The sequence below is a fragment of the Nocardia suismassiliense genome (assembly GCF_900269665.1).
Lineage (GTDB): Bacteria > Actinomycetota > Actinomycetes > Mycobacteriales > Mycobacteriaceae > Nocardia > Nocardia suismassiliense.
In genome coordinates this window covers 2390253-2408318 of the sequence record NZ_LT985361.1, presented here as the reverse complement: position 1 = coordinate 2408318, position 18066 = coordinate 2390253, and the positions used below count along the sequence as shown (strand labels likewise).

Genomic DNA, 18066 nt, shown 5'->3' with positions numbered 1-18066 from the left:
CCCACGCCATTCTTCTGAGCAGGACCGGGCGCCCACGGACGCCCCACCAACGCCCCGGCCGCCCCCGCAGGAGGATAAAAAGGACCACCCGCCGCCCCCGCCACCTTCCACCCCGACGACATCGCACCGCGCCGCGACGGCTACTTCGAAGACGTCGCCCGCCAAACCCCTCGAGAGCAATACCAGCGCCTCGTCGGCCGCCCCGCCGACGGTGGCGGCACCGCCGTCCTCATCGCCGCCCCGCTGCACACCCTCGCGCAACCCTGGAACGTGCTGCAGTGGCACGACATCACCGACGACGGCCGCTACACCGAGATCCGCGGCCCGCACATCACCATCCGCCCCACCACCCCCACCGACCTGACCAGTCACTTCACCACCTGGATAACTCAGGCTGTGAATCGCCTCGAAGAAACCAACTGGTAACCAGCCACTTGACGTAACAATTGCAAGCGCCTGCACATTGATGCCTGATGCTTCAAATCGCATTGAAGCGTTCGGAATATTGCGTTCCCAGTCGCCGCAAATGGTGGGCGCACAATTAACAGTCGAGCATTAACCTATTTCTGCAGAGAAATATTGCTGACGCTAAATAACTCCGTCGCCGATGAAAGCAGATTTTGGTTAATGCCCTCGACAAAGCCCGCGACCTGCGGTGCCACACCCCCCATAACCGTGCCGCGGCAGTCCCAGGGCGACCCCGTGCACAGATCCTCCTCAACTGGCCGCAGACCGCTGCCCTTGACCGCTCGCCGGGTCCCACGCCCCGATCCACGAGTGGCTCGCCGCCAGTTCTTCCGCACGCTGCGTGCGCGGCTCATCGCGGCCGTCGGGCAGGTACATGCGAAGCACCGGCGGCGACTGCTCGGCCGCGGCCAGCGCAAGCTCCGGTTGCTGCGCGGTCACCGGATCGTCGCCGTCGGGTTCGGTGACGGTCTCGGTGGCGCGCCCATCGAGCATGTTCAACGCCAGCGCACACAATACGATGAGCGCCCCGCCGATGATCCCACTCCACGTGGGCACCTGGCCGAAGAAGATCAGCCCGAACAGCAGCCCCCACACGCACTCGACGGTCAGCATGTTGCCACTGAGCACGGGGTCCACTCGTTCGAACGAATAGTTGATGAGAAAGACGTTCAGCACGCTCAGCAATCCGCCGATACCGATTGCGGCCCAGAGCATTACCGCTGACGCGTCCGACTGGACATGCGGCAGCCCATCTCTTTGCAGCACCGAGGTCAGCGCGACCCCCACCGCGCCGACACCGAGGGTCAGCGCGGTGAGTTCATGATTGTTCAGCGTGCCGTCGTGCAGATCGCGGCCGAGGTAACTCAGCGAAATCGCCACCATGGCGACCAGCGCGAGCAGGTTGCCATAGTTCAGCGAGCTCGACGCGTTGCCGCCGAATCCCGACAGGATCGCGACACCCACGGCGGACCCGCCGACGAATACGATCCGCACGGCGGACACGCGCACGCTGCGCAGCAGCATCCCGAGGGCCGCGACCAGCGGCAAGGCGGCGATGAACGAAATGTCGCTCACCGCCGTCATCCCGGCGGCCTTCGCGAACAGCGTGGTGCCTACTACGTACAGCAGCACGGTGCGTCCGATCACCACGCACCATTCCCGCCCGCTGATCCGCAGCACGGTGCGCCAGCGGATACATCGGCTGAATGCGATTATCGCGATGAAGAACGCCAGACCCGTACGCAGATAGACCTGTTGGGGCGCGGTGAAGCCGCCACCGAGATAGCGCGACACCACGGTGAGCATGGCAAATGACGCGGTTAGCAGAACCAGCGCTCCGATACCGCGCAGGTCAGTGAAATGTCTGCTTTGTACGATCTCGGACCCGTTGATATCGCTCACATTACCGATTTGAGCGACACCCAGGTTCCGTACTCCCGGGTATTTTTTCGCGACTTGCCGCAGCTACAACGGTACGGGCTGAACGACTCCCGCTACGGCGTCACGTATCCGGTGTGTGCCTCGGTCAGGGCGACATTCGACTAGGCGGTACCCCCTGCCGCACTATGCAGCCGGGCGTGCTTTCGATCTTCACGACAGTGACAGCGGCGGCCGCGAGCCAGCCAGCCCGCCACCACCCAGGCTCCCGCCAGGGCCGTCACGGCCAGGGTGTTCATTTCCGAGGCCGCGGTCACGAAGGTGGCCAGAGCGGTCACCACAGTCGCGATAGGCGTCATTACGTGCACCATTTTGTGGGCGAATGACACGTGGTCATCCTCGTCGGCGGCACACTCCGGGTTTGCCAGGACCCTGCCGACGATGACGATTTTTTTCATACCCCCAGCGTGCCGCTGACCGGGGCCTGCGGCCAGGGATTGCCCCGCTCTTGCACGCCTTACGCGCAGAACCACGACTTTTATGGACGAAGTCGTAGGGCAGGGATACCGTCGAAAGCGCGGACGTCGCAGATACCTACGCGTGTCCCGACTATCAGAAACACCAATGATCTGGAGATGTTGTGGGTGGGCAGCACAGCATTGCGTGCGGAAGACGAGTCGTACGCGAATACGAGGCCGCGGGTGGGTCGACGTGGGAACAGGTACACGCCGTGCGATCGCATTGCGGGGTTTCCTTGTTGCGCGCTCATCGCATCGCGCATGGGTTCACACTCGTCGATGTCGCGCAGCGACTACAGCGGATTGTCAGCGCCGATGGGTCGTCGTGCAGGGGGCTGTCCCATCAGAGCGTGTCCCGCTGGGAGACCGGCCTGGACATGCCGACCTATCAATTCCTCGATGCCCTGTGCCGGTTGTATCGCACGCGACCGGACCGGCTCGGGTTCGGACACGACTACACCGACGACGAAAACCCTTCTCCCGCTTTACCCGGCCGCTTGGTCGTCGCTCCGGCTTCACAGGTCGGCTCCACCGCGCGGGATACCGTTCGTGCACTGGAGGAAAGCCTCGAACTCAGCGGCTATCTCGTATATGTCCTTCCCCCTTCGGAATACATTCCCGCGCGGATGCGTGACCTGGCTCAGGTCCAGCAGGTGAAGCTGACCGATCACTCCGCCGATCTGCACCGGCGGCTGCACCGCATCGAGGCAATTCTGGCGGGCCTCATCGCTTTTCGACTGAACGACGTCGCCGATCTGCACGACACGTTCATGTGGTTCGCCAAAGCGCGCCGGGCCGCCCGGCATGCCGGCGATCCCGCGCTCGAGGCCTGGCTGGCCGGGCACATGGCGCACACCCACGAGTGTTATCGGCACGCCCTCGATCAAGGATTGGCTGCAGCGCGTTCGGCGCAGGCGGCCAGCGGGCGGACACCGACGGCGGCGGGTGTGTTCGGGTTGCTGGCGGAGGCGGGGATTCAGGCCAGAATCGGGCGGCGCCGGGACGCGCTGGAGGCGGTGAACGCGGCGGAGCGCATGTTCGACGCGCTGCCCGAGACCGCGACGACCGACGACAACCTCGGCACCTCCGAATACATTCTGCGGTGGCATCAATCGCACGCGCTGAGTTCGATCGGCGATTGGCGGGCGGCCGAGGCGATCCGCGACCGCATGCTCCAGTTACCGATGGCGGAGAAGGACCAGGTCGGTCGCGCGTTGCTCGACCTCGACATGGCCGCTTTATGGACTCGCCAAGGAGAACTGGACCATGCGCGCGAGCAGATCCGTCAGGTGTGGCAGTCGTTGCCGCCGGAACTGCGGGTGGGGCAGGTGCGCAGGAATGTCTCGCAGCTCGTGGTCGGGCTGCCACCGGCGTTGCGGGACAACATCATCGAGCGGTGATGGTGGGTTCTGTTGTGCGCGTAGGCAATTGGTGGGGTCAGGTTTTCGGTAGATGAGTGCGCTGGTCGTAGGTCAGGAGTCGATAGCCCTCGATGGTGCGCTGCCAGCTGGTGATCGAGCCGTTGCCCGCGAGACCTTCTTCGGCGAGCGCCAAAACTGCTGTGTCGGTGAGGTTCTCCAGGATTTGACGGAGGAACAGCACGATGGCGTCGTGCGCCACGATCAGCACGCGGCGGTGTCGATGCTCGGCTCGGAGATCGGACACGACCCCGCGGAGGCGCTCGGCGACATCCTTGAACGACTCGCCACCGGGTGGGCGGTAGCCGAGTGGGTCGCGAGCTTCTCTCGCGGGTTCGTCGGGGAAGCGGTCGCGCACTGCGGCCGGCGGTAGGTGTTTCAACTGGCCGCGGGATCGGTCGTATAACCGCTGATCGATGCGATAGCACGGGAGTGTGCGGTTCGCCGCGCGCAATTCCTGTTCGGCGAGTTGCCAGGTTTGCACGGCCCGCAGGTACGGTGAGCAAAGCACCAGGTCAGGCAGCTGATCAGGCTCCAGGGAAACCAACCATTGGCCGACCGCCACGGCTTGCCGCTCCCCCAACTCGGTCAGTTCGATAGTCATATCGTCGGATTCGATGAGTTCGTCGGCGGCAAAAGCGACATTCGCAGTGCTCTGCCCGTGCCGGACCGCGTACAGCAGGTCGACAGAGCCCGAATTGTCCATATGCGAGCAGGTCATCTCGAATTGACGCCGCCCCCAACCACTTACATCCTCAGTTCCCACGCCATCCCCTTCGTGATCACCCAATTATGCGCCCCTTCCGCCGCCTACTCGGCGGTGCCGCTCCGCACGCCCGCTGAGTCGGGGTTTCGCACTGCGAGGGCGACGGGAGACTTGCCCCCGAGTGTCGGGGCCGAGAGGCCGAAGCCGGGCCTGAGGCCAGAGCAGGAGGCAGGAGAGAAGCCCGCGCCGAGCCGCCGGTCCACAGCCGACCTGAGCCCAGGACCGGTCCGGAGCGGGGTGGCCAGAACCGCCGGCCGACGTAGTGGGCCGGTCTGAGCCGTCTGAGCATCCAACTCCGCCTTCAGGGCGGCATGGCGTATCAGGCCCGCCGCAAACCAGGCGGAGCCTACCTACCGCGCACACAGACGCCAGACACCGCACGATCGCAATGATCGCGCGGCGCTGTGGTTTTCATGACCCGTTACGTGTCGTCCAGCGCTTCCGCGCCGCGTACGGGTGACACCCCGCGAATGGCTTTCGCCTGCGGAGAGGTTTGGTTAGTCGCAGACCCTGGCTTGTTTGCCGGCGAGTGCGTCCAGGCCGAGCATCGCCAATAGGGATTGGCAATCGTCGGCGTTCTGTGAATAGCTGGCAACGGTGCGTGCGGCCACCGCGCTCTGTCGCGCAGTTTCGGCCTTTTCATTTGCCCGCGCCTCGGCGAATTCGCCCGGTTCGTGGATGAGAGTGATGTGTCGTGCCGGGGACATGAATCTCCTTGGGGTTGATCGAAGCCTACAAGGCGCGCTCGCTCCGCGACAGCCGAACCGACCCGGCAGTTCGCTGACCGGGGTCTGTCGGGCGGCGCTATCCGGACAATTCGACAGGTAGCGGGGCGCGCCGAAGGGGAACAACTTCTGCCGCCTTCCGGGGTGGTCGGACGCTTGCGAACGCCCCGGAGCGGGAAGGGCCGCCGCCGCTACTGAACGCCGCCGAAGGTGGTTTTGTCGGCGCGGATGGGCCCGCGGCCGCACAGCCGATCGAGATCGAAGCATGGTGAGTGTTACGTCACATAATGGCTAGCGCGCGCCCCTGGCACTTCCAGCCGGCCGCACCGAACCAGCTGGCCGAGGTACGAAATCTTGCTGTCGACCCCTCTCGACACCGCTGGACCGTGATTACGGGACGAGTAGCTGACGGACCACTCCGTCGGCCAGCAACCTGCCTCGATCGGTGAGGACGAGATGGTCTCCCGCGCGCGTGGCGAGACCGTCCGCGATGACGCGGTCGGCGGCCGCGGTACCGGCCGGGTCCAGTTCGGCGAGGGGTAACCCGGTGCGGAGACGAACGGCGAGCATGACGCGTTCGGTGTAGCGCTCGTCGGGAGTGAGGGTTTCCCACCCCGCAGCGGGCAGGCCGCCGTCGGCGACGCGGTCGGCGTATCGGGCGGGGTGTTTGATGTTCCACCAGCGCACGCCGCCGACATGACTGTGCGCGCCGGGACCCGCACCGAGCCAGTCGCCGCCGTCCCAGTAGCCGAGATTGTGCCGACAGGCCGCCGCTTCGCTGGCGGCCCAATTCGACACCTCGTACCAGCTCAATCCCGCGGCGGTGAGGCGAGCGTCGATGCGTTCGTAGCGGGCGGCGAGTACGTCGTCGTCGGGCGCGGGCAGTTCGCCGCGGCGCACGCGGCGGGCCAGCGCGGTGCCGTCTTCGACGATCAGCGAGTAGGCGGAGACGTGGTCGACGCCCGCGTCGAGAACCGCGTCGAGGCTTTCGTCGAGGTCGCTGTCGCGTTCGCCGGGGGTGCCGTAGATCAGGTCGAGGTTGACGTGGTCGAAACCGGCGGCGCGGGCCTCTCGCGCGGCGGCGACGGCCCGGCCCGGCGTGTGGGTGCGATCCAGGACTTTCAGCACGTGCGCGGCGGCGGACTGCATGCCGAGCGAGATCCGGGTGAAGCCTGCGGCGCGGATCCTGTCGAAGAACTCCGGCGAGGTGGACTCGGGGTTGGACTCGGTGGTCACCTCGGCGGACGCGGCGAGGGTGAAATTGTCGCGCACGGCATCGAGGACCGCCGCCAGTCCGTCGCCGCCGAGCAGGGACGGGGTGCCACCGCCGACGAAGATCGTCGCCACCTCGGGCGTCGCCGTCGGCAGTGCCGCGAACTGCGCTGCCGCCGTGGCCAACTCACCGCGCAGCGCTGCCAGCCAGGACTGCGGCGATGCTGAGGTCCCGAGTTCGCCCGCGGTGTACGTGTTGAAATCGCAGTATCCGCAGCGTGTGGCACAGAACGGCACATGCACGTATATCCCGAACGGACCGCCCCCGAAGTCGCTGAGCACCGGTCCGGACGTCTCGGTGCCGACAGGGATAGCCGCAGGTGAACTCACCCCTCCAGTGTGCAGGTCGCCTCGCAACCGACACTCGACGCCTCCCCCGCTACCCGAGGGGACCTGGACGAGTGATCGTGGGGAACTGATGCCGTTCGCTACTCGGGCGATGCCGGCATCAGTTCCCCGCACCTCAGGATTCGGCGATGACGGTGTTCTGGTTGGCGGTGAGCAGCCAGTGGCCGTTCTCTTTGGACATGACGTACATCGGGGAACCTTCGCCGGTGACCTGGCCGTCGTTGGTCAGGTAGCGCTGGCGGACCTTGACGGCGGCGACGTCGGGCCGGATGAACAGGACGTGTTCGATCTCGTAGGTGGCGGTGCCGTCGCGCATGGCGCCGGGCAGGACCTTGGCGGTGAACTCGGCGATCGCGGCGCGGCCGAACAGTCGCTTGCCGCCGCCGGTGGTCCAGATGGCGTCTTCGCGGAACAGTGCGACGAACTCGTCGACCAGTTCGTTCTGCTGGGAGTGCTGGATGGTCTCGACAACCGTGCGAATCGCGTCGAGCTCGGTGTCGACAGGTGCGGTACTCATGCCGCAGAGTCTGATCCCTGAAGTGCGCTTCAGGTCAAAATTCAGTACGAGTGGCGTAGTTCACTTTTGGTGAGCCCGACGCATCACCGGCCGCCATCGCCGGATGATCTATGACCGCCGTCACATATCGCCCGAACCGTGCAGGGGATTTCCCGGAGTTTTGCGGAAAATAGGGATCTACGGTCGGAAGTCGCCCGTTGAGGTGGCACAATAGGCTGCATGCGCGCATCGGGAGTACGACTTGTGGCACGTCGCCACGTCGACTACAAGCGCGTTTGTAGCGCCAGCTGTCTGCCCGATTCCCCTCGGTAGCTCAGCGACGCCCATCCCCGGGTCCTCCCGGCGATCCCGATCTTCGACTTCATCGGTCCGCTGACACCGCAGGTGCGAGTCAGCCCCTCGCGCCTCCAGCACGGATGTATCACCCACCCCGCAGGAGCGACCCTCATGACGTCGAGCACCGACGCCGGTCCGATCGATCAGTCCGGCCCTGAATCCCGGCCAGGTCACCACCCACGCCCCGAACGCCCCGCCACTGAGCGCCGCGTCCGCCCCGACCGCCCGCGTCCGGAGGCTTCGGCAGGCCCGCGCGCCCGCACGGGTAAGCCGGTGCGCCGCAAGGCGGAGGGCCAGTGGGCGCTCGGCTACCGCGAACCGCTGAACCCGAACGAGCAGTCCAAGAAGGACGACAACCCGCTCAACGTCCGCGCCCGGATCGAGAACATCTACTCGAAGCAGGGCTTCGACAGCATCGACAAGGGCGACCTGCGCGGCCGCTTCCGCGGGTGGGGTCTCTACACCCAGCGCGAGCAGGGCTACGACGGCAGCTGGACCGGCGACGAGAACATCGACCTGCTCGAGGCCAAGTACTTCATGATGCGCATCCGCTGCGACGCGGGCGCGTTGAACGTCGAGCAGCTGCGCACGCTCGGCCAGATCTCCACCGAGTTCGGCCGCGACACCGCCGACCTGTCCGACCGCGAGAACGTGCAGTACCACTGGATCGAGGTGGAGAACGTCCCCGAGATCTGGCAGCGGATCGAGGCGGTCGGGCTCAAGACCACCGAGGCGTGCGGCGACTGCCCGCGCGTGGTGCTCGGCTCGCCGCTGGCCGGCGAGTCGCTCACCGAGATCATCGACCCGACTCCGGCCATCGACGAGATCGTGCGCCGCTACATCGGCAAGAAGGAGTACTCCAACCTGCCGCGCAAGTTCAAGACCGCGATCTCGGGCCAGCAGGACGTGGTGCACGAGATCAACGACGTCGCGTTCGTCGGGGTGAATCATCCCGAACACGGGCCCGGTCTGGACCTGTGGGTCGGCGGCGGCCTGTCCACGAATCCGATGCTCGCGCAACGGGTCGGCGCGTGGGTGCCGCTCGACGAGGTGCCCGATGTGTGGGAGGCCGTGGTCTCGCTCTACCGCGACTACGGCTACCGCCGCCTGCGCACCAAGGCGCGGCTGAAGTTCCTGGTCAAGGACTGGGGCATCGAGAAGTTCCGCGAGGTGCTCGAGGAGAAGTACCTGAAGCGCAAGCTGATCGACGGCCCGGCGCCGGAGCAGCCGACCAAGCCGATCGACCACGTCGGCGTGCAGAAGTTGAAGAACGGGCTCAACGCGGTCGGGTTCTCCCCCATCGCGGGCCGCGTCTCGGGCACCATCCTGACCAAGGTCGCCGACGCGGTCGAGCGGATCGGCTCGGACCGGATCCGGTTCACCCCGTACCAGAAGCTGATCGTGCTCGACGTCGCCGACGACAAGGTCGACGCGCTGATCGACGAGCTGGCACCCCTTGGGCTGCAGGCGCGTCCGTCGTTGTGGCGGCGAAACCTGATGGCCTGCTCGGGAATCGAGTTCTGCAAGCTGTCGTTCGCCGAGACCCGCAAGCGGTCCCAGGCGCTGGTGCCCGAACTCGAGGAGCGGCTCGCGGATCTCAATGCGCAGCTGGACGTTCCGGTCACCATCAACATCAACGGCTGCCCGAACTCGTGCGCGCGGTCGCAGATCGCCGACATCGGGTTCAAGGGTCAGCTGGTCGACGACGGCACCGGGAATCAGGTGGAGGGCTTCCAGGTTCACCTGGGTGGCAGCCTCGGCTTCGACAGCGCCTTCGGGCGCAAGCTGCGTCAGCACAAGGTGACCAGCGACGAGCTCGGTGACTACATCGAGCGGGTGGTGCGCAACTTCATCAAGCACCGCGAGGATGGCGAACGATTCGCGCAGTGGGTCGTTCGTGCCGACGAGGCGGATCTGAAATGAGCCTCGCTTGCGCAAGAGCACGTGCTCAGGTGACGGGAGACCAACTGTGACAACCGAACTGGTGGCAAAGCTGACCGAGGAAGAGCTCCGAGCCATCGCCGATAAGGGTGCGGCCGATCTCGGCCCGGACGCTTCGGCGCTCGACCTGCTGCGGTGGACCGAGGACAACTTCGGTACTGCCGCTGCGGACCCGCAAGCGCCCGGCGGCTACATCGTCGCCTCGAACATGCAGGACGGCGTGCTGGTGCATCTGGCCGCGCAGGTCCGCCCCGGAGTCGATGTCTTGTTCCTGGACACCGGCTACCACTTCGCCGAGACCATCGGCACCCGGGACGCCGTGGAAGCGGTGTACGGGGTGAACGTGGTCAATGTGCGGCCGGAACAGACTGTCGCCGAACAGGATCAGCTGCTCGGCAAGGATCTGTTCGGGCGTGATCCCGGCGAGTGCTGCAGGCTGCGCAAGGTCGTTCCGCTGAAGAAGTCGTTGAGCGGTTACAACGCGTGGGTCACCGGTATCCGCCGGGTCGAGTCGCCCACCCGCGCCAACGCGCCGCTCATCTCGTTCGACGAGGCGTTCGGGCTGGTGAAGATCAATCCGATCGCCGCCTGGTCCGACGACGAGATGCAGGACTACATCGAACAGCACGGCATCCTCGTCAATCCCCTTGTGGAGGAGGGGTATCCGTCCATCGGCTGCGCTCCGTGCACACGGAAGCCGGAGCCGGGATCCGATCCACGAAGCGGGCGTTGGGCCGGCCTCGCCAAGACCGAATGCGGGTTGCACCAGTCATGACGGAGACCATTAACGTGAGTGAACGCGTGAGCGACCAATCCACCGAGCGGGCCTTCGGCATCAGCGATTTCGATACCCTCGCCGCGCTGGAGTCGGAGTCGATCCACATCTTCCGTGAGGTGGCAGGTGAATTCGAGCGGCCGGTGATCCTGTTCTCCGGCGGCAAGGACTCCACCGTGCTGCTGCACCTGGCGCTCAAGGCGTTCTGGCCCGCGCCGCTGCCGTTCGCGCTGCTGCACGTCGACACCGGGCACAATCTGCCCGAGGTGCTGGAGTTCCGGGACAAGATCGTCGAGCGGTACGGGCTGCGGTTGCACGTCGCCAAGGTCGAGGACTATCTCGCCGACGGCAGGCTCACCGAACGCCCGGACGGCATCCGTAATCCGTTGCAGACCGTGCCGCTGCTGGACGCTATCACCGAGCACCGCTTCGACGCGGTCTTCGGCGGCGGCCGCCGCGACGAGGAGCGGTCCCGGGCCAAGGAGCGAATCTTCTCGCTGCGCAACGCCTTCGGGCAGTGGGATCCGAAGCGGCAGCGGCCCGAGCTGTGGAATCTCTACAACGGGCGGCACGCGCCGGGCGAGCATGTGCGGGTGTTCCCGTTGAGCAACTGGACCGAGCTGGATATCTGGCGCTACATCGCTCGCGAGGACATCGATCTGGCGAGCATCTACTACGCGCATCAGCGTCCGGTGTATCAGCGCGACGGTATGTGGATGACGCCCGGTGTGTGGGGCGGACCGCGCGAAGACGAAGTGCTGGAAACACTTTCGGTGCGATACCGCACCGTTGGCGACGGATCGTCCACCGGCGCAGTGCTTTCCGATGCGGCCGACAACGCGGCGATCCTCGCCGAGGTGGCCGCTTCTCGGTTGACCGAACGCGGTGCTACCCGCGGCGACGACCGGGTGTCGGAAGCCGCGATGGAAGATCGTAAGCGCGAAGGCTATTTCTGATGCCGACGCCATTGAAGTTGGTGCGCGGTGTGGGGCCTGCCGCGCGGAAAGAACGTAAGCGAGAGGGTAGTTTCTGACATGTCCGACCTATTGAGGCTGGCTACCGCCGGTTCTGTCGACGACGGTAAGTCCACTCTGGTCGGACGTCTGCTGTACGACACGAAATCCGTGCTCGCCGATCAGATCGACGCCGTGACCCGCGCCTCGGTCGACAAAGGTCTTGCCACACCGGACCTTTCGTTGCTCGTGGACGGGCTGCGCGCGGAGCGGGAGCAGGGCATCACCATCGATGTCGCCTACCGCTACTTCGCTACGCCGCAGCGCTCTTTCGTGCTCGCGGACACTCCGGGGCACGTGCAGTACACAAGGAATACCGTGTCGGGTGCGTCGACGGCGCAGCTGGTGATCCTGCTCGTCGACGCGCGCAAGGGCGTTATCGAGCAGACCCGCAGGCACGCTGCGGTTCTCGCGTTGCTCGGCGTGCCGAAGCTGGTGCTCGCGGTGAACAAGATCGACCTGGTCGATGACGCAGCGACCGTGTTCGCCGAGATCTCGGCCGAGTTCAATCAGCTCACCCGCACCCTCGGCTGGTCCGACGACGACGTGGTGGAGATTCCGGTCTCCGCGCTGCACGGCGACAATATCGCCACGCGCTCGGACAGCACCCCGTACTACACCGGGCCCTCGCTGATCGAGCACCTCGAATCGGTGCCGGTCGATGCCGACAGTACCGGCAATCACACACTGGGACTTCGTTTTCCGGTGCAGTACGTGATCCGGCCGCGCACCGCCGAGTACCCCGACTACCGCGGTTACGCGGGTCAGATCGCGGCCGGTGCGGTCGCGCCGGGCGACGAGGTGGTCGTGCTGCCGTCCGGGATTCGCACCACCGTCGAACGGATCGACACCCCGGACGGTGAACTCGCGGTCGCGCAGACCGGCCGCAGCGTCACCCTGATCCTGGCCGACGACGTCGACATCTCCCGCGGCGACACCATCGCCTCGGTCGCCGACGCCCCCGAACCGATCGACACCTTCGACGCCACCGTCTGCTGGCTCGGCGACAAGCCGCTGCGCCCCGGCGCCCGCCTGCTGCTCAAGCACGGCACCCGCACCACCCAGGCCATCGTCGGCGGCCTGCTGGAGCGCTTCGACGAGCAGCGCATGATCGCCGACCCGAACCCGGAATCGTTGGCCCTCAACGACATCGGCCGCGTCTCCCTGCGCGTCGCCGAACCACTCGCCGTCGACGACTACCGAGTGAACCGGCACACCGGTAGCTTCCTGCTGATCGACCCGTCCGGCGGCAACACCCTCGCCGCCGGCCTCGTCGGCGACGTGCTGTCGGCGGTCGAGGTCGGTACCGGAGTCTGAGATGACGGATCCGTCCGGCATCGCATGGCCGACCGCCGCTCCTATGGTGGGCGGGGCGCTGGCAGCTTGCGCACTCGAGTGTGAGCCGGCGTCGACGCGCGGCCGCCCGGCACTGATCGCGGTGGCGCATGGGAGCCGGGATCCGCGGTCGGCTGCGACGATGTCGGCGGTTGTTGCCGAGCTGGCGGCCGCGCGGCCGGGTTTCGATGTGCGGCTGGCGTTTCTCGATCTCAGTGCGCCGTCGGTGGAGCAGGTCGTGGATGCTGTTGCGGCCGAGGGGCATACCCATGCGGTGGTCACGCCGCTGTTGCTGGGTAGCGCCTTTCATGCGCGGGTGGATTTGCCGGGGCTACTCGCTGCCGCTCACACTCGGCATCCGCAGCTGCAACTGACCCAGGCCGGGGTTCTCGGGCCTGATGTCCGGCTGATCGCGGCCCTGCGGGATCGCGTGGCGGAGGCGGCGACCTATTCGGCCGGCCGAGATCGCATGCTGGAAGCGACCGCGTCCCAGCGAGACGGCGGGGCGCTCGCGTCTATCCTCTCGGCCCCGCGAGATCCCCTGGGCGCTCGGCCGAATCACCGCTTGGGGATCGCCGTTGCCGCCGTGGGTTCCTCGTCCCCCGCCGCCAACGCCCGCACAGCCGAGGTGGCCCGCCGCCTTGCCGCACTCACCGGGCACCTCACCGAGATCTGCTTTGCGACCACTGAACCAACACTGCCGCAGGCGATTTCCCGCCTGCGCACACGTGGCGCCGAGGATATTCTCGTCGCCCCATGGTTCCTGGCCCCCGGCTTGCTCACCGATCGCCTCGTCGCTGCCGCACCGAATGTGCTGCACGCCAACGTCATCGGCCCGCACGCAGCTCTGACCGACATCGTCTGGGACCGCTACGACGCGGCGATCGCCACGACTCTCACAATGTCGGCCTGACGGCGCCCCGCCGAGATAGAGCTCAGCCCAGCAGATTGTCGACGATGGCCCTGGCCGTCGCGACTCCCCACTCGTTGTCCATCTGACGAGCGGTGTGGGCGGCCGAGATGACTGCATCCAGTTCGAAAGCGATGATGTCGGCGTTGCGCTCGCCGAGGTGGCCCTGCTCTTGTGCGAGGCGGATCTCTTTGGACAGGAATGCGAGGAAGTCGCGGTGGTCCGCGGCGATGGCGTCCCGAACAGGGCCGGGACGACTGTCGAACTCGGCGAGCGTGGCCACGCGGAAGCAGCCGCCGGGGAAAGCGGGTTCGGCGACCTGGCCGAACCAGTGGTTAACGAGGGCGCGCAGGCGTGGCATGCCGCTGGGCTCGGCCAGGCTCGGTGTGATCACCTGGTCGATGAAGACCTCGCGAGCCGTTTTCACCGCAGCCAGTTGCAGGCTCTCCTTGCTGCCGAACAAGGTGGCGATGCCGCTTTTACTGAGGCCAAGGTCGGCGGCGAGCTTGCCGATACTCACGCCGGTCAAGCCCTCGACGGACGCCACGTCGGCGGCGTGCCTGGCGATCGAAGCCCGGGACCGCGCGCCTTTCGCCAAGCGCTGATCAGTGCCTTGCTGCTGGTCGGCCGGGGTAGTGGGCTCGGGCATGGCTCCATTCTTCCACGAAAGGTTGCATACAAGAACGTACGGTCGTACTTTATCCACAAGACGACCGCCGCGATTCCGGAACGGGAACAGGCGGAAGATTTCCGAGATCAGGACTGATAGCGCTCGAGGAGTTCGGTGCCGATTCGGGCGAGTTCGGTGCGAACTTCCGGCGGATCGAGGACTTCGATGGAGGCTCCCCAACCGGCCAGTTGCTGGGCGAGCATCCAAGCGGTGGGGGCGGTGACCTGGACGCGGATGCGGCCGTCATCGATCGGGCCGTCGACCACGCAGTGCCTGCCTTGCTGATTGCGCAGGATCGGCAGTAGGCGCTCGGAGATGAGGACGGTGGCGGCGGTGGCGGCGCGGCGCTGCTCGAGCTCGTCCACCACCTCGTTCCAGGTCGCGGAGAGGTCGAAATCGGCTGGACGGTAGGCGGTTTCGTCGGTGACGACGACCTCGGTGATGCGGTCGATGCGGAAGGTGCGCTGGCCGTTGTCGGTGCCCGCGATGAGGTACCAGATGGCGTCCTTGTCGATGAGGCCCCACGGGTCGACGAGTCGCTCGGTGTGCTCGCCCTTCTTACTGGCGTAGCGCAGACGAACCTTGTTGCGCTGCACCACCGCTCGCTGGAGCAGCGCGACCACCGGCGGCAGTTCGCGGTCGGTCTGACCCCAGCGGGCCGGGTCGATCACCACGGCGTCGGCGGCTGCGGCGGCTTCGGTGCGGAACGGCTGCGGCAAAGCGCGAACCAGTTTGCGCAGCGCCGATTTCACCTCCGGCACCGCGTTCGCCGACGGACCCGCCAGCAGAAACAACGCTCGCGCCTCCCCCGCCGTCAAGCCGGTGAGGTCGGTGCGCGCGCCGCCCACCAGTGACCAGCCGCCGCCGCGACCGGGCTGCGGGTAGACCGGGACGCCCGCCATCGACAACGCCTCCAGGTCGCGGCGCGCGGTGGCGACCGAGATCTCCAGTTCCTCGGCGACCTCGGCCGCGGTCACCCGTCCGCGCGTCTGCATCATCAGCAGGATCGCCACCAATCTGTCCGCTCGCATGCGCACAATTCTGCCGGAAAAAGTGCTCATTCAGTGAGCACTTTAGGGCGGATGATGGTTTTCAACAGCAAAGAACAAAGCGAAGAAGGAGATTGACATGCTGCGAGGAATGGCGACGAGCACGTTCTACGCCGACGATCTGGAGGCCGCGAAGGACTGGTACAGCGAGTTCCTCGGCGTCGAGCCGTACTTCCACGTCCCCGGCGGCTACTACGAGTTCCGCATCGGCGACTACCTGCACGAATTCGGCATCGTCAATCGCGCCTACGGACCGGCGGGCGCCCACAACGCCCCCGGCGGCGCGATCGTCAACTGGCACGTCGACGACCTCCAGGCCACCTTCGACCGGCTGCTCGAACTCGGCGCCAAGGAATACGACCCGATCACCCCGCGCGGCAACACCGGCTTCGTGACCGCCTCGGTCGTCGACCCCTTCGGCAACGTCCTCGGCCTGATGTCGAACCCGCACTACCTCGAGGTCCTGGACAAGACCGGACCGGCGTAGTCACCCACCGCAGCCTCGTTGTCGCGGCTGAACAATCCGACCGAGTGCCCCGCAGTCCGCTGCGGGGCACTCGGTCGTCGCAGCCTGCCGCAGGGCACTGAATATCGACCGCGGGCGGGGCGGGCCGGGCGATCCGGCATGGGCCGACATATGATCTGGGCCACATCAAGCCGTGCCAATGCGAACGGCTTCAGGCTTGGAAGGACACGTATGGTCATCCCCGCTGGAGCGGCAGACGATACGAACGGTGCTGCGGAGGCATCTTCGTTGCGAGATCGAACTTGGAACGAGGCCGACCGACCGTCGGCGGACACGCTCGGCCGAACCCAAATGATCCCGGCCGTCAGCAAACTGGAGCAGACCGCAATCATGCCGCCACTGGAAGGGTTGTCGGACAACGACTCTCCTGCGCCTAGCAGCCAAACAGGATGGACCACCCGGGTCGCCGGTTTGTGGCGGCGGTTGCGACCGTAGCCGGGTCGGCGCCGACCGATAGTTTCGCCGCGCGCTGTAGGTCTGCCCGAACCAGCGCCACAGCCGCCCTCCGAGTACGGCAGCAACATCGCGTACAGAATGCCGCGGGCCACTCTCGGCGCACGGCCGATCCGCTCAGGGGCGGAACCACCGCTCGAGTACCGTGGCGACGCCGTCTTCCAGCACGTCCCCGGTGACCTCGTCCGCCAACCCGCGGACCTCCGCGGGGGCATTCGCCATAGCCACGGAATGCGCTGCCCAGCGGAACATTTCGCGATCGTTGTAGCCATCGCCGATCGCCAGGGTGGCGGTGCGGGGCACCTGCAAAGCCAGGCGGAGACGTTCGAGGGCCCAACCTTTCGAGACGCCTTGGCGCGAGACAGTGAGCCAGGGGCCGAATTCGCCGTGTACCCAGCTCGCGCCGGGGACCTGAAGTTCGGCGAGTAGGCGCAGCATCTCCGCCAATGAACCCTGCGGCCACCAACCGTTGAGTCGCGGCGTGCGCTCGCTACTCAGTGCGGAGTGGTCGACGAGCAGGTATTCGCCGAGCGAGAACTGTCCCGGGCTGACGCCGGTCGCCCAGTAGCCGACACCAACCTTCTCCACGGCGAAGATCATCTCCGGGATCAGGGCGCGCAGCGCGACGACCGCAGGCGCCGGGTCGAAATCCTGCACGGTGAGCGGCTCGCCTTTGGCGACGTCGACGTGCACCGCGCCGTTGGAACACAGCGCATGCCCTTCGACGAGGCCGAGCTCGGCCAACACAGAACGGGTTGCCAGGACGGTTCGCCCGGTGGTCACGACGACGTGCGCGCCCGCCGCGACGGCCGCGCGCACAGCGGCGGCTACCCGCTCGCTCACCGGGCTGCCGGTGTCGAGCAGCGTGCCGTCCACATCCAGCGCGATCAGCTGGGGTCCCCCGGTTGCCACCAGCCCATTGTGCCCCGCAGTAGCTGCGCTCGTCCCCCGATCAACCGCACCGAGACCGCCACTCGTCCCGATGCTTCAGGACCGGCTGACGGATCACGTAGTCGCCGCTCGAACGTCAGGGCATCCATGCTCCGCCGACTTGCTCACGTCGCAGCACGGCTCGCGCCAGTTCGGCGGGCGATCCCGCAGTGGTGTCGACGACCATGTCGTAGCGGCCGCCATGGTCGTGCACGGCGTGGAAATGCCCCCGCGCCAGCCCGTTTTCGTTGCTGCGCAACCGTTCTCGCTGCTCCACTACTGCTAGCGGACAGGTGACGGCCACCAGCTGAACCTCCAGCCCGGCCAGTGCGGTCAGCCACATCGGCAGTAGGTCGGGGGTCAGCAGCATCTCGTCGATGATCAGGTGGTCGCCGCCGTGCGCGAACGCCGCGGCAGCCACGCAGGCGGACCGCAGCATTCGCTGCCCCACCGGTCCGTAGCGGATGACAACCTGCGGATGACCGTCCGCGTCGCAGCCGGTCCGGTCGTACCAGAAGCCGGCCCGGCTCAGCGGACCGTCGCGTCCGCCGCCCCAGTTCGGCGGCACCAGGGCGAAAAGCGTGTCGATTCCCCAATAGACGAACGGAACGTCGCTCTCGTCCTGGATGCTGCGAGCCAGGGTGGTCTTGCCTGCACTCGACGTCCCGTTGAGGAAGATGACTCGGCTGGGGAGGTCAGCGCTCCGCATCCGACCAGAC

At 66.5% G+C, this 18066-nt stretch carries 19 protein-coding genes; 9 read left to right on the top strand and 10 right to left on the bottom strand.

The window, feature by feature from the left end; genetic code table 11:
- Positions 1-270 precede the first annotated feature (270 nt).
- Positions 271-426: a hypothetical protein gene (locus tag DBO33_RS43530; protein WP_199856579.1), complete on the top strand. Its 156-nt coding sequence runs from the start codon at positions 271-273 to the stop codon at positions 424-426.
- A 291-nt stretch (positions 427-717) separates the two neighbouring features.
- Here the strand turns inward: DBO33_RS43530 and DBO33_RS10715 are convergent, their stop codons facing one another.
- Both DBO33_RS10715 and DBO33_RS10705 read right to left on the bottom strand, forming a co-directional pair.
- The gene (locus tag DBO33_RS10715; protein ID WP_159080201.1) at positions 718-1869 is read right to left on the bottom strand and encodes a DMT family transporter; all 1152 of its coding nucleotides are present in this window, start codon (positions 1867-1869) and stop codon (positions 718-720) included.
- A gap of 140 nt (positions 1870-2009) precedes the next feature.
- Positions 2010-2303: a hypothetical protein gene (locus tag DBO33_RS10705; RefSeq protein ID WP_107654886.1), complete on the bottom strand. Its 294-nt coding sequence runs from the start codon at positions 2301-2303 to the stop codon at positions 2010-2012.
- Between the two features lie 182 nt (positions 2304-2485).
- Here DBO33_RS10705 and DBO33_RS10700 point away from each other — a divergent pair, with 182 nt between their 5' ends.
- A complete protein-coding gene (locus DBO33_RS10700) occupies positions 2486-3763 on the top strand; it encodes a helix-turn-helix domain-containing protein (protein WP_107654885.1) in 1278 nt (425 codons plus the stop codon).
- A gap of 37 nt (positions 3764-3800) precedes the next feature.
- Here DBO33_RS10700 and DBO33_RS10695 read toward each other — a convergent pair whose 3' ends face one another.
- From DBO33_RS10695 to DBO33_RS10680, 4 genes are all read right to left on the bottom strand, one after another.
- Positions 3801-4547 carry a histidine phosphatase family protein gene (locus DBO33_RS10695; protein ID WP_159080199.1) on the bottom strand — a complete coding sequence of 249 codons (747 nt, stop codon included), beginning with the start codon at positions 4545-4547 and terminating at the stop codon, positions 3801-3803.
- A gap of 497 nt (positions 4548-5044) precedes the next feature.
- Positions 5045-5254: a hypothetical protein gene (locus tag DBO33_RS10690; protein ID WP_107654883.1), complete on the bottom strand. Its 210-nt coding sequence runs from the start codon at positions 5252-5254 to the stop codon at positions 5045-5047.
- A 408-nt stretch (positions 5255-5662) separates the two neighbouring features.
- On the bottom strand, positions 5663-6856 hold the full coding sequence (gene hemW, locus DBO33_RS10685; protein WP_234391347.1) for a radical SAM family heme chaperone HemW: 1194 nt from the start codon (positions 6854-6856) through the stop codon (positions 5663-5665).
- A 151-nt stretch (positions 6857-7007) separates the two neighbouring features.
- Positions 7008-7409: an SgcJ/EcaC family oxidoreductase gene (locus DBO33_RS10680; RefSeq protein WP_107654881.1), complete on the bottom strand. Its 402-nt coding sequence runs from the start codon at positions 7407-7409 to the stop codon at positions 7008-7010.
- A 219-nt stretch (positions 7410-7628) separates the two neighbouring features.
- On the opposite strand from DBO33_RS10680, the gene DBO33_RS44675 reads away from it, so the two are divergent.
- From DBO33_RS44675 to DBO33_RS10655, 6 genes are all read left to right on the top strand, one after another.
- Complete coding sequence (locus tag DBO33_RS44675; RefSeq protein WP_370465231.1) at positions 7629-7721, top strand: Ms4527A family Cys-rich leader peptide; 93 nt, start codon at positions 7629-7631, stop codon at positions 7719-7721.
- 135 nt (positions 7722-7856) lie between these two features.
- A complete protein-coding gene (locus DBO33_RS10675; protein WP_234390775.1) occupies positions 7857-9668 on the top strand; it encodes a nitrite/sulfite reductase in 1812 nt (603 codons plus the stop codon).
- Between the two features lie 46 nt (positions 9669-9714).
- On the top strand, positions 9715-10461 hold the full coding sequence (locus DBO33_RS10670; protein ID WP_107654879.1) for a phosphoadenylyl-sulfate reductase: 747 nt from the start codon (positions 9715-9717) through the stop codon (positions 10459-10461).
- A complete protein-coding gene (gene cysD / locus DBO33_RS10665) occupies positions 10458-11417 on the top strand; it encodes a sulfate adenylyltransferase subunit CysD (RefSeq protein ID WP_228542176.1) in 960 nt (319 codons plus the stop codon). Before DBO33_RS10670 ends, cysD begins: the two co-directional genes overlap by 4 nt.
- Before the next feature lie 78 nt (positions 11418-11495).
- Positions 11496-12791: a sulfate adenylyltransferase subunit 1 gene (locus DBO33_RS10660; RefSeq protein ID WP_107654878.1), complete on the top strand. Its 1296-nt coding sequence runs from the start codon at positions 11496-11498 to the stop codon at positions 12789-12791.
- A gap of 43 nt (positions 12792-12834) precedes the next feature.
- Positions 12835-13722 (top strand): sirohydrochlorin chelatase, encoded by an 888-nt coding sequence (locus DBO33_RS10655; protein WP_107660153.1) that lies wholly within the window; start codon positions 12835-12837, stop codon positions 13720-13722.
- Between the two features lie 22 nt (positions 13723-13744).
- On the opposite strand, the gene DBO33_RS10650 is transcribed toward DBO33_RS10655, so the two are convergent.
- Positions 13745-14368: a TetR/AcrR family transcriptional regulator gene (locus DBO33_RS10650; RefSeq protein ID WP_107654877.1), complete on the bottom strand. Its 624-nt coding sequence runs from the start codon at positions 14366-14368 to the stop codon at positions 13745-13747.
- Between the two features lie 107 nt (positions 14369-14475).
- A complete protein-coding gene (locus DBO33_RS10645) occupies positions 14476-15420 on the bottom strand; it encodes a helix-turn-helix transcriptional regulator (RefSeq protein ID WP_107654876.1) in 945 nt (314 codons plus the stop codon).
- A gap of 97 nt (positions 15421-15517) precedes the next feature.
- Between DBO33_RS10645 and DBO33_RS10640 the strand changes: the two genes are divergently transcribed.
- A complete protein-coding gene (locus tag DBO33_RS10640; RefSeq protein ID WP_107654875.1) occupies positions 15518-15925 on the top strand; it encodes a VOC family protein in 408 nt (135 codons plus the stop codon).
- 609 nt (positions 15926-16534) lie between these two features.
- Here DBO33_RS10640 and DBO33_RS10635 read toward each other — a convergent pair.
- On the bottom strand, positions 16535-17329 hold the full coding sequence (locus DBO33_RS10635) for an HAD family hydrolase (RefSeq protein ID WP_234390773.1): 795 nt from the start codon (positions 17327-17329) through the stop codon (positions 16535-16537).
- 115 nt (positions 17330-17444) lie between these two features.
- The gene (locus tag DBO33_RS10630) at positions 17445-18056 is read right to left on the bottom strand and encodes a chloramphenicol phosphotransferase CPT family protein (RefSeq protein ID WP_107654874.1); all 612 of its coding nucleotides are present in this window, start codon (positions 18054-18056) and stop codon (positions 17445-17447) included.
- Between the last annotated feature and the right edge of the window lie 10 nt (positions 18057-18066).

Coding starts and splice junctions, on each gene's coding strand:
- DBO33_RS10705 (WP_107654886.1), bottom strand. CDS start 2,303: ATGAAAAAAATCGTCATCGTCGGCAGGGTCCTGGCAAACCCGGAGTGT.
- DBO33_RS10690 (WP_107654883.1), bottom strand. CDS start 5,254: ATGTCCCCGGCACGACACATCACTCTCATCCACGAACCGGGCGAATTC.
- DBO33_RS10680 (WP_107654881.1), bottom strand. CDS start 7,409: ATGAGTACCGCACCTGTCGACACCGAGCTCGACGCGATTCGCACGGTT.
- DBO33_RS44675 (WP_370465231.1), top strand. CDS start 7,629: ATGCGCGCATCGGGAGTACGACTTGTGGCACGTCGCCACGTCGACTAC.
- DBO33_RS10675 (WP_234390775.1), top strand. CDS start 7,857: ATGACGTCGAGCACCGACGCCGGTCCGATCGATCAGTCCGGCCCTGAA.
- cysD (WP_228542176.1), top strand. CDS start 10,458: ATGACGGAGACCATTAACGTGAGTGAACGCGTGAGCGACCAATCCACC.
- DBO33_RS10660 (WP_107654878.1), top strand. CDS start 11,496: ATGTCCGACCTATTGAGGCTGGCTACCGCCGGTTCTGTCGACGACGGT.
- DBO33_RS10655 (WP_107660153.1), top strand. CDS start 12,835: ATGGTGGGCGGGGCGCTGGCAGCTTGCGCACTCGAGTGTGAGCCGGCG.
- DBO33_RS10650 (WP_107654877.1), bottom strand. CDS start 14,368: ATGCCCGAGCCCACTACCCCGGCCGACCAGCAGCAAGGCACTGATCAG.
- DBO33_RS10645 (WP_107654876.1), bottom strand. CDS start 15,420: ATGCGAGCGGACAGATTGGTGGCGATCCTGCTGATGATGCAGACGCGC.
- DBO33_RS10640 (WP_107654875.1), top strand. CDS start 15,518: ATGCTGCGAGGAATGGCGACGAGCACGTTCTACGCCGACGATCTGGAG.
- DBO33_RS10630 (WP_107654874.1), bottom strand. CDS start 18,056: ATGCGGAGCGCTGACCTCCCCAGCCGAGTCATCTTCCTCAACGGGACG.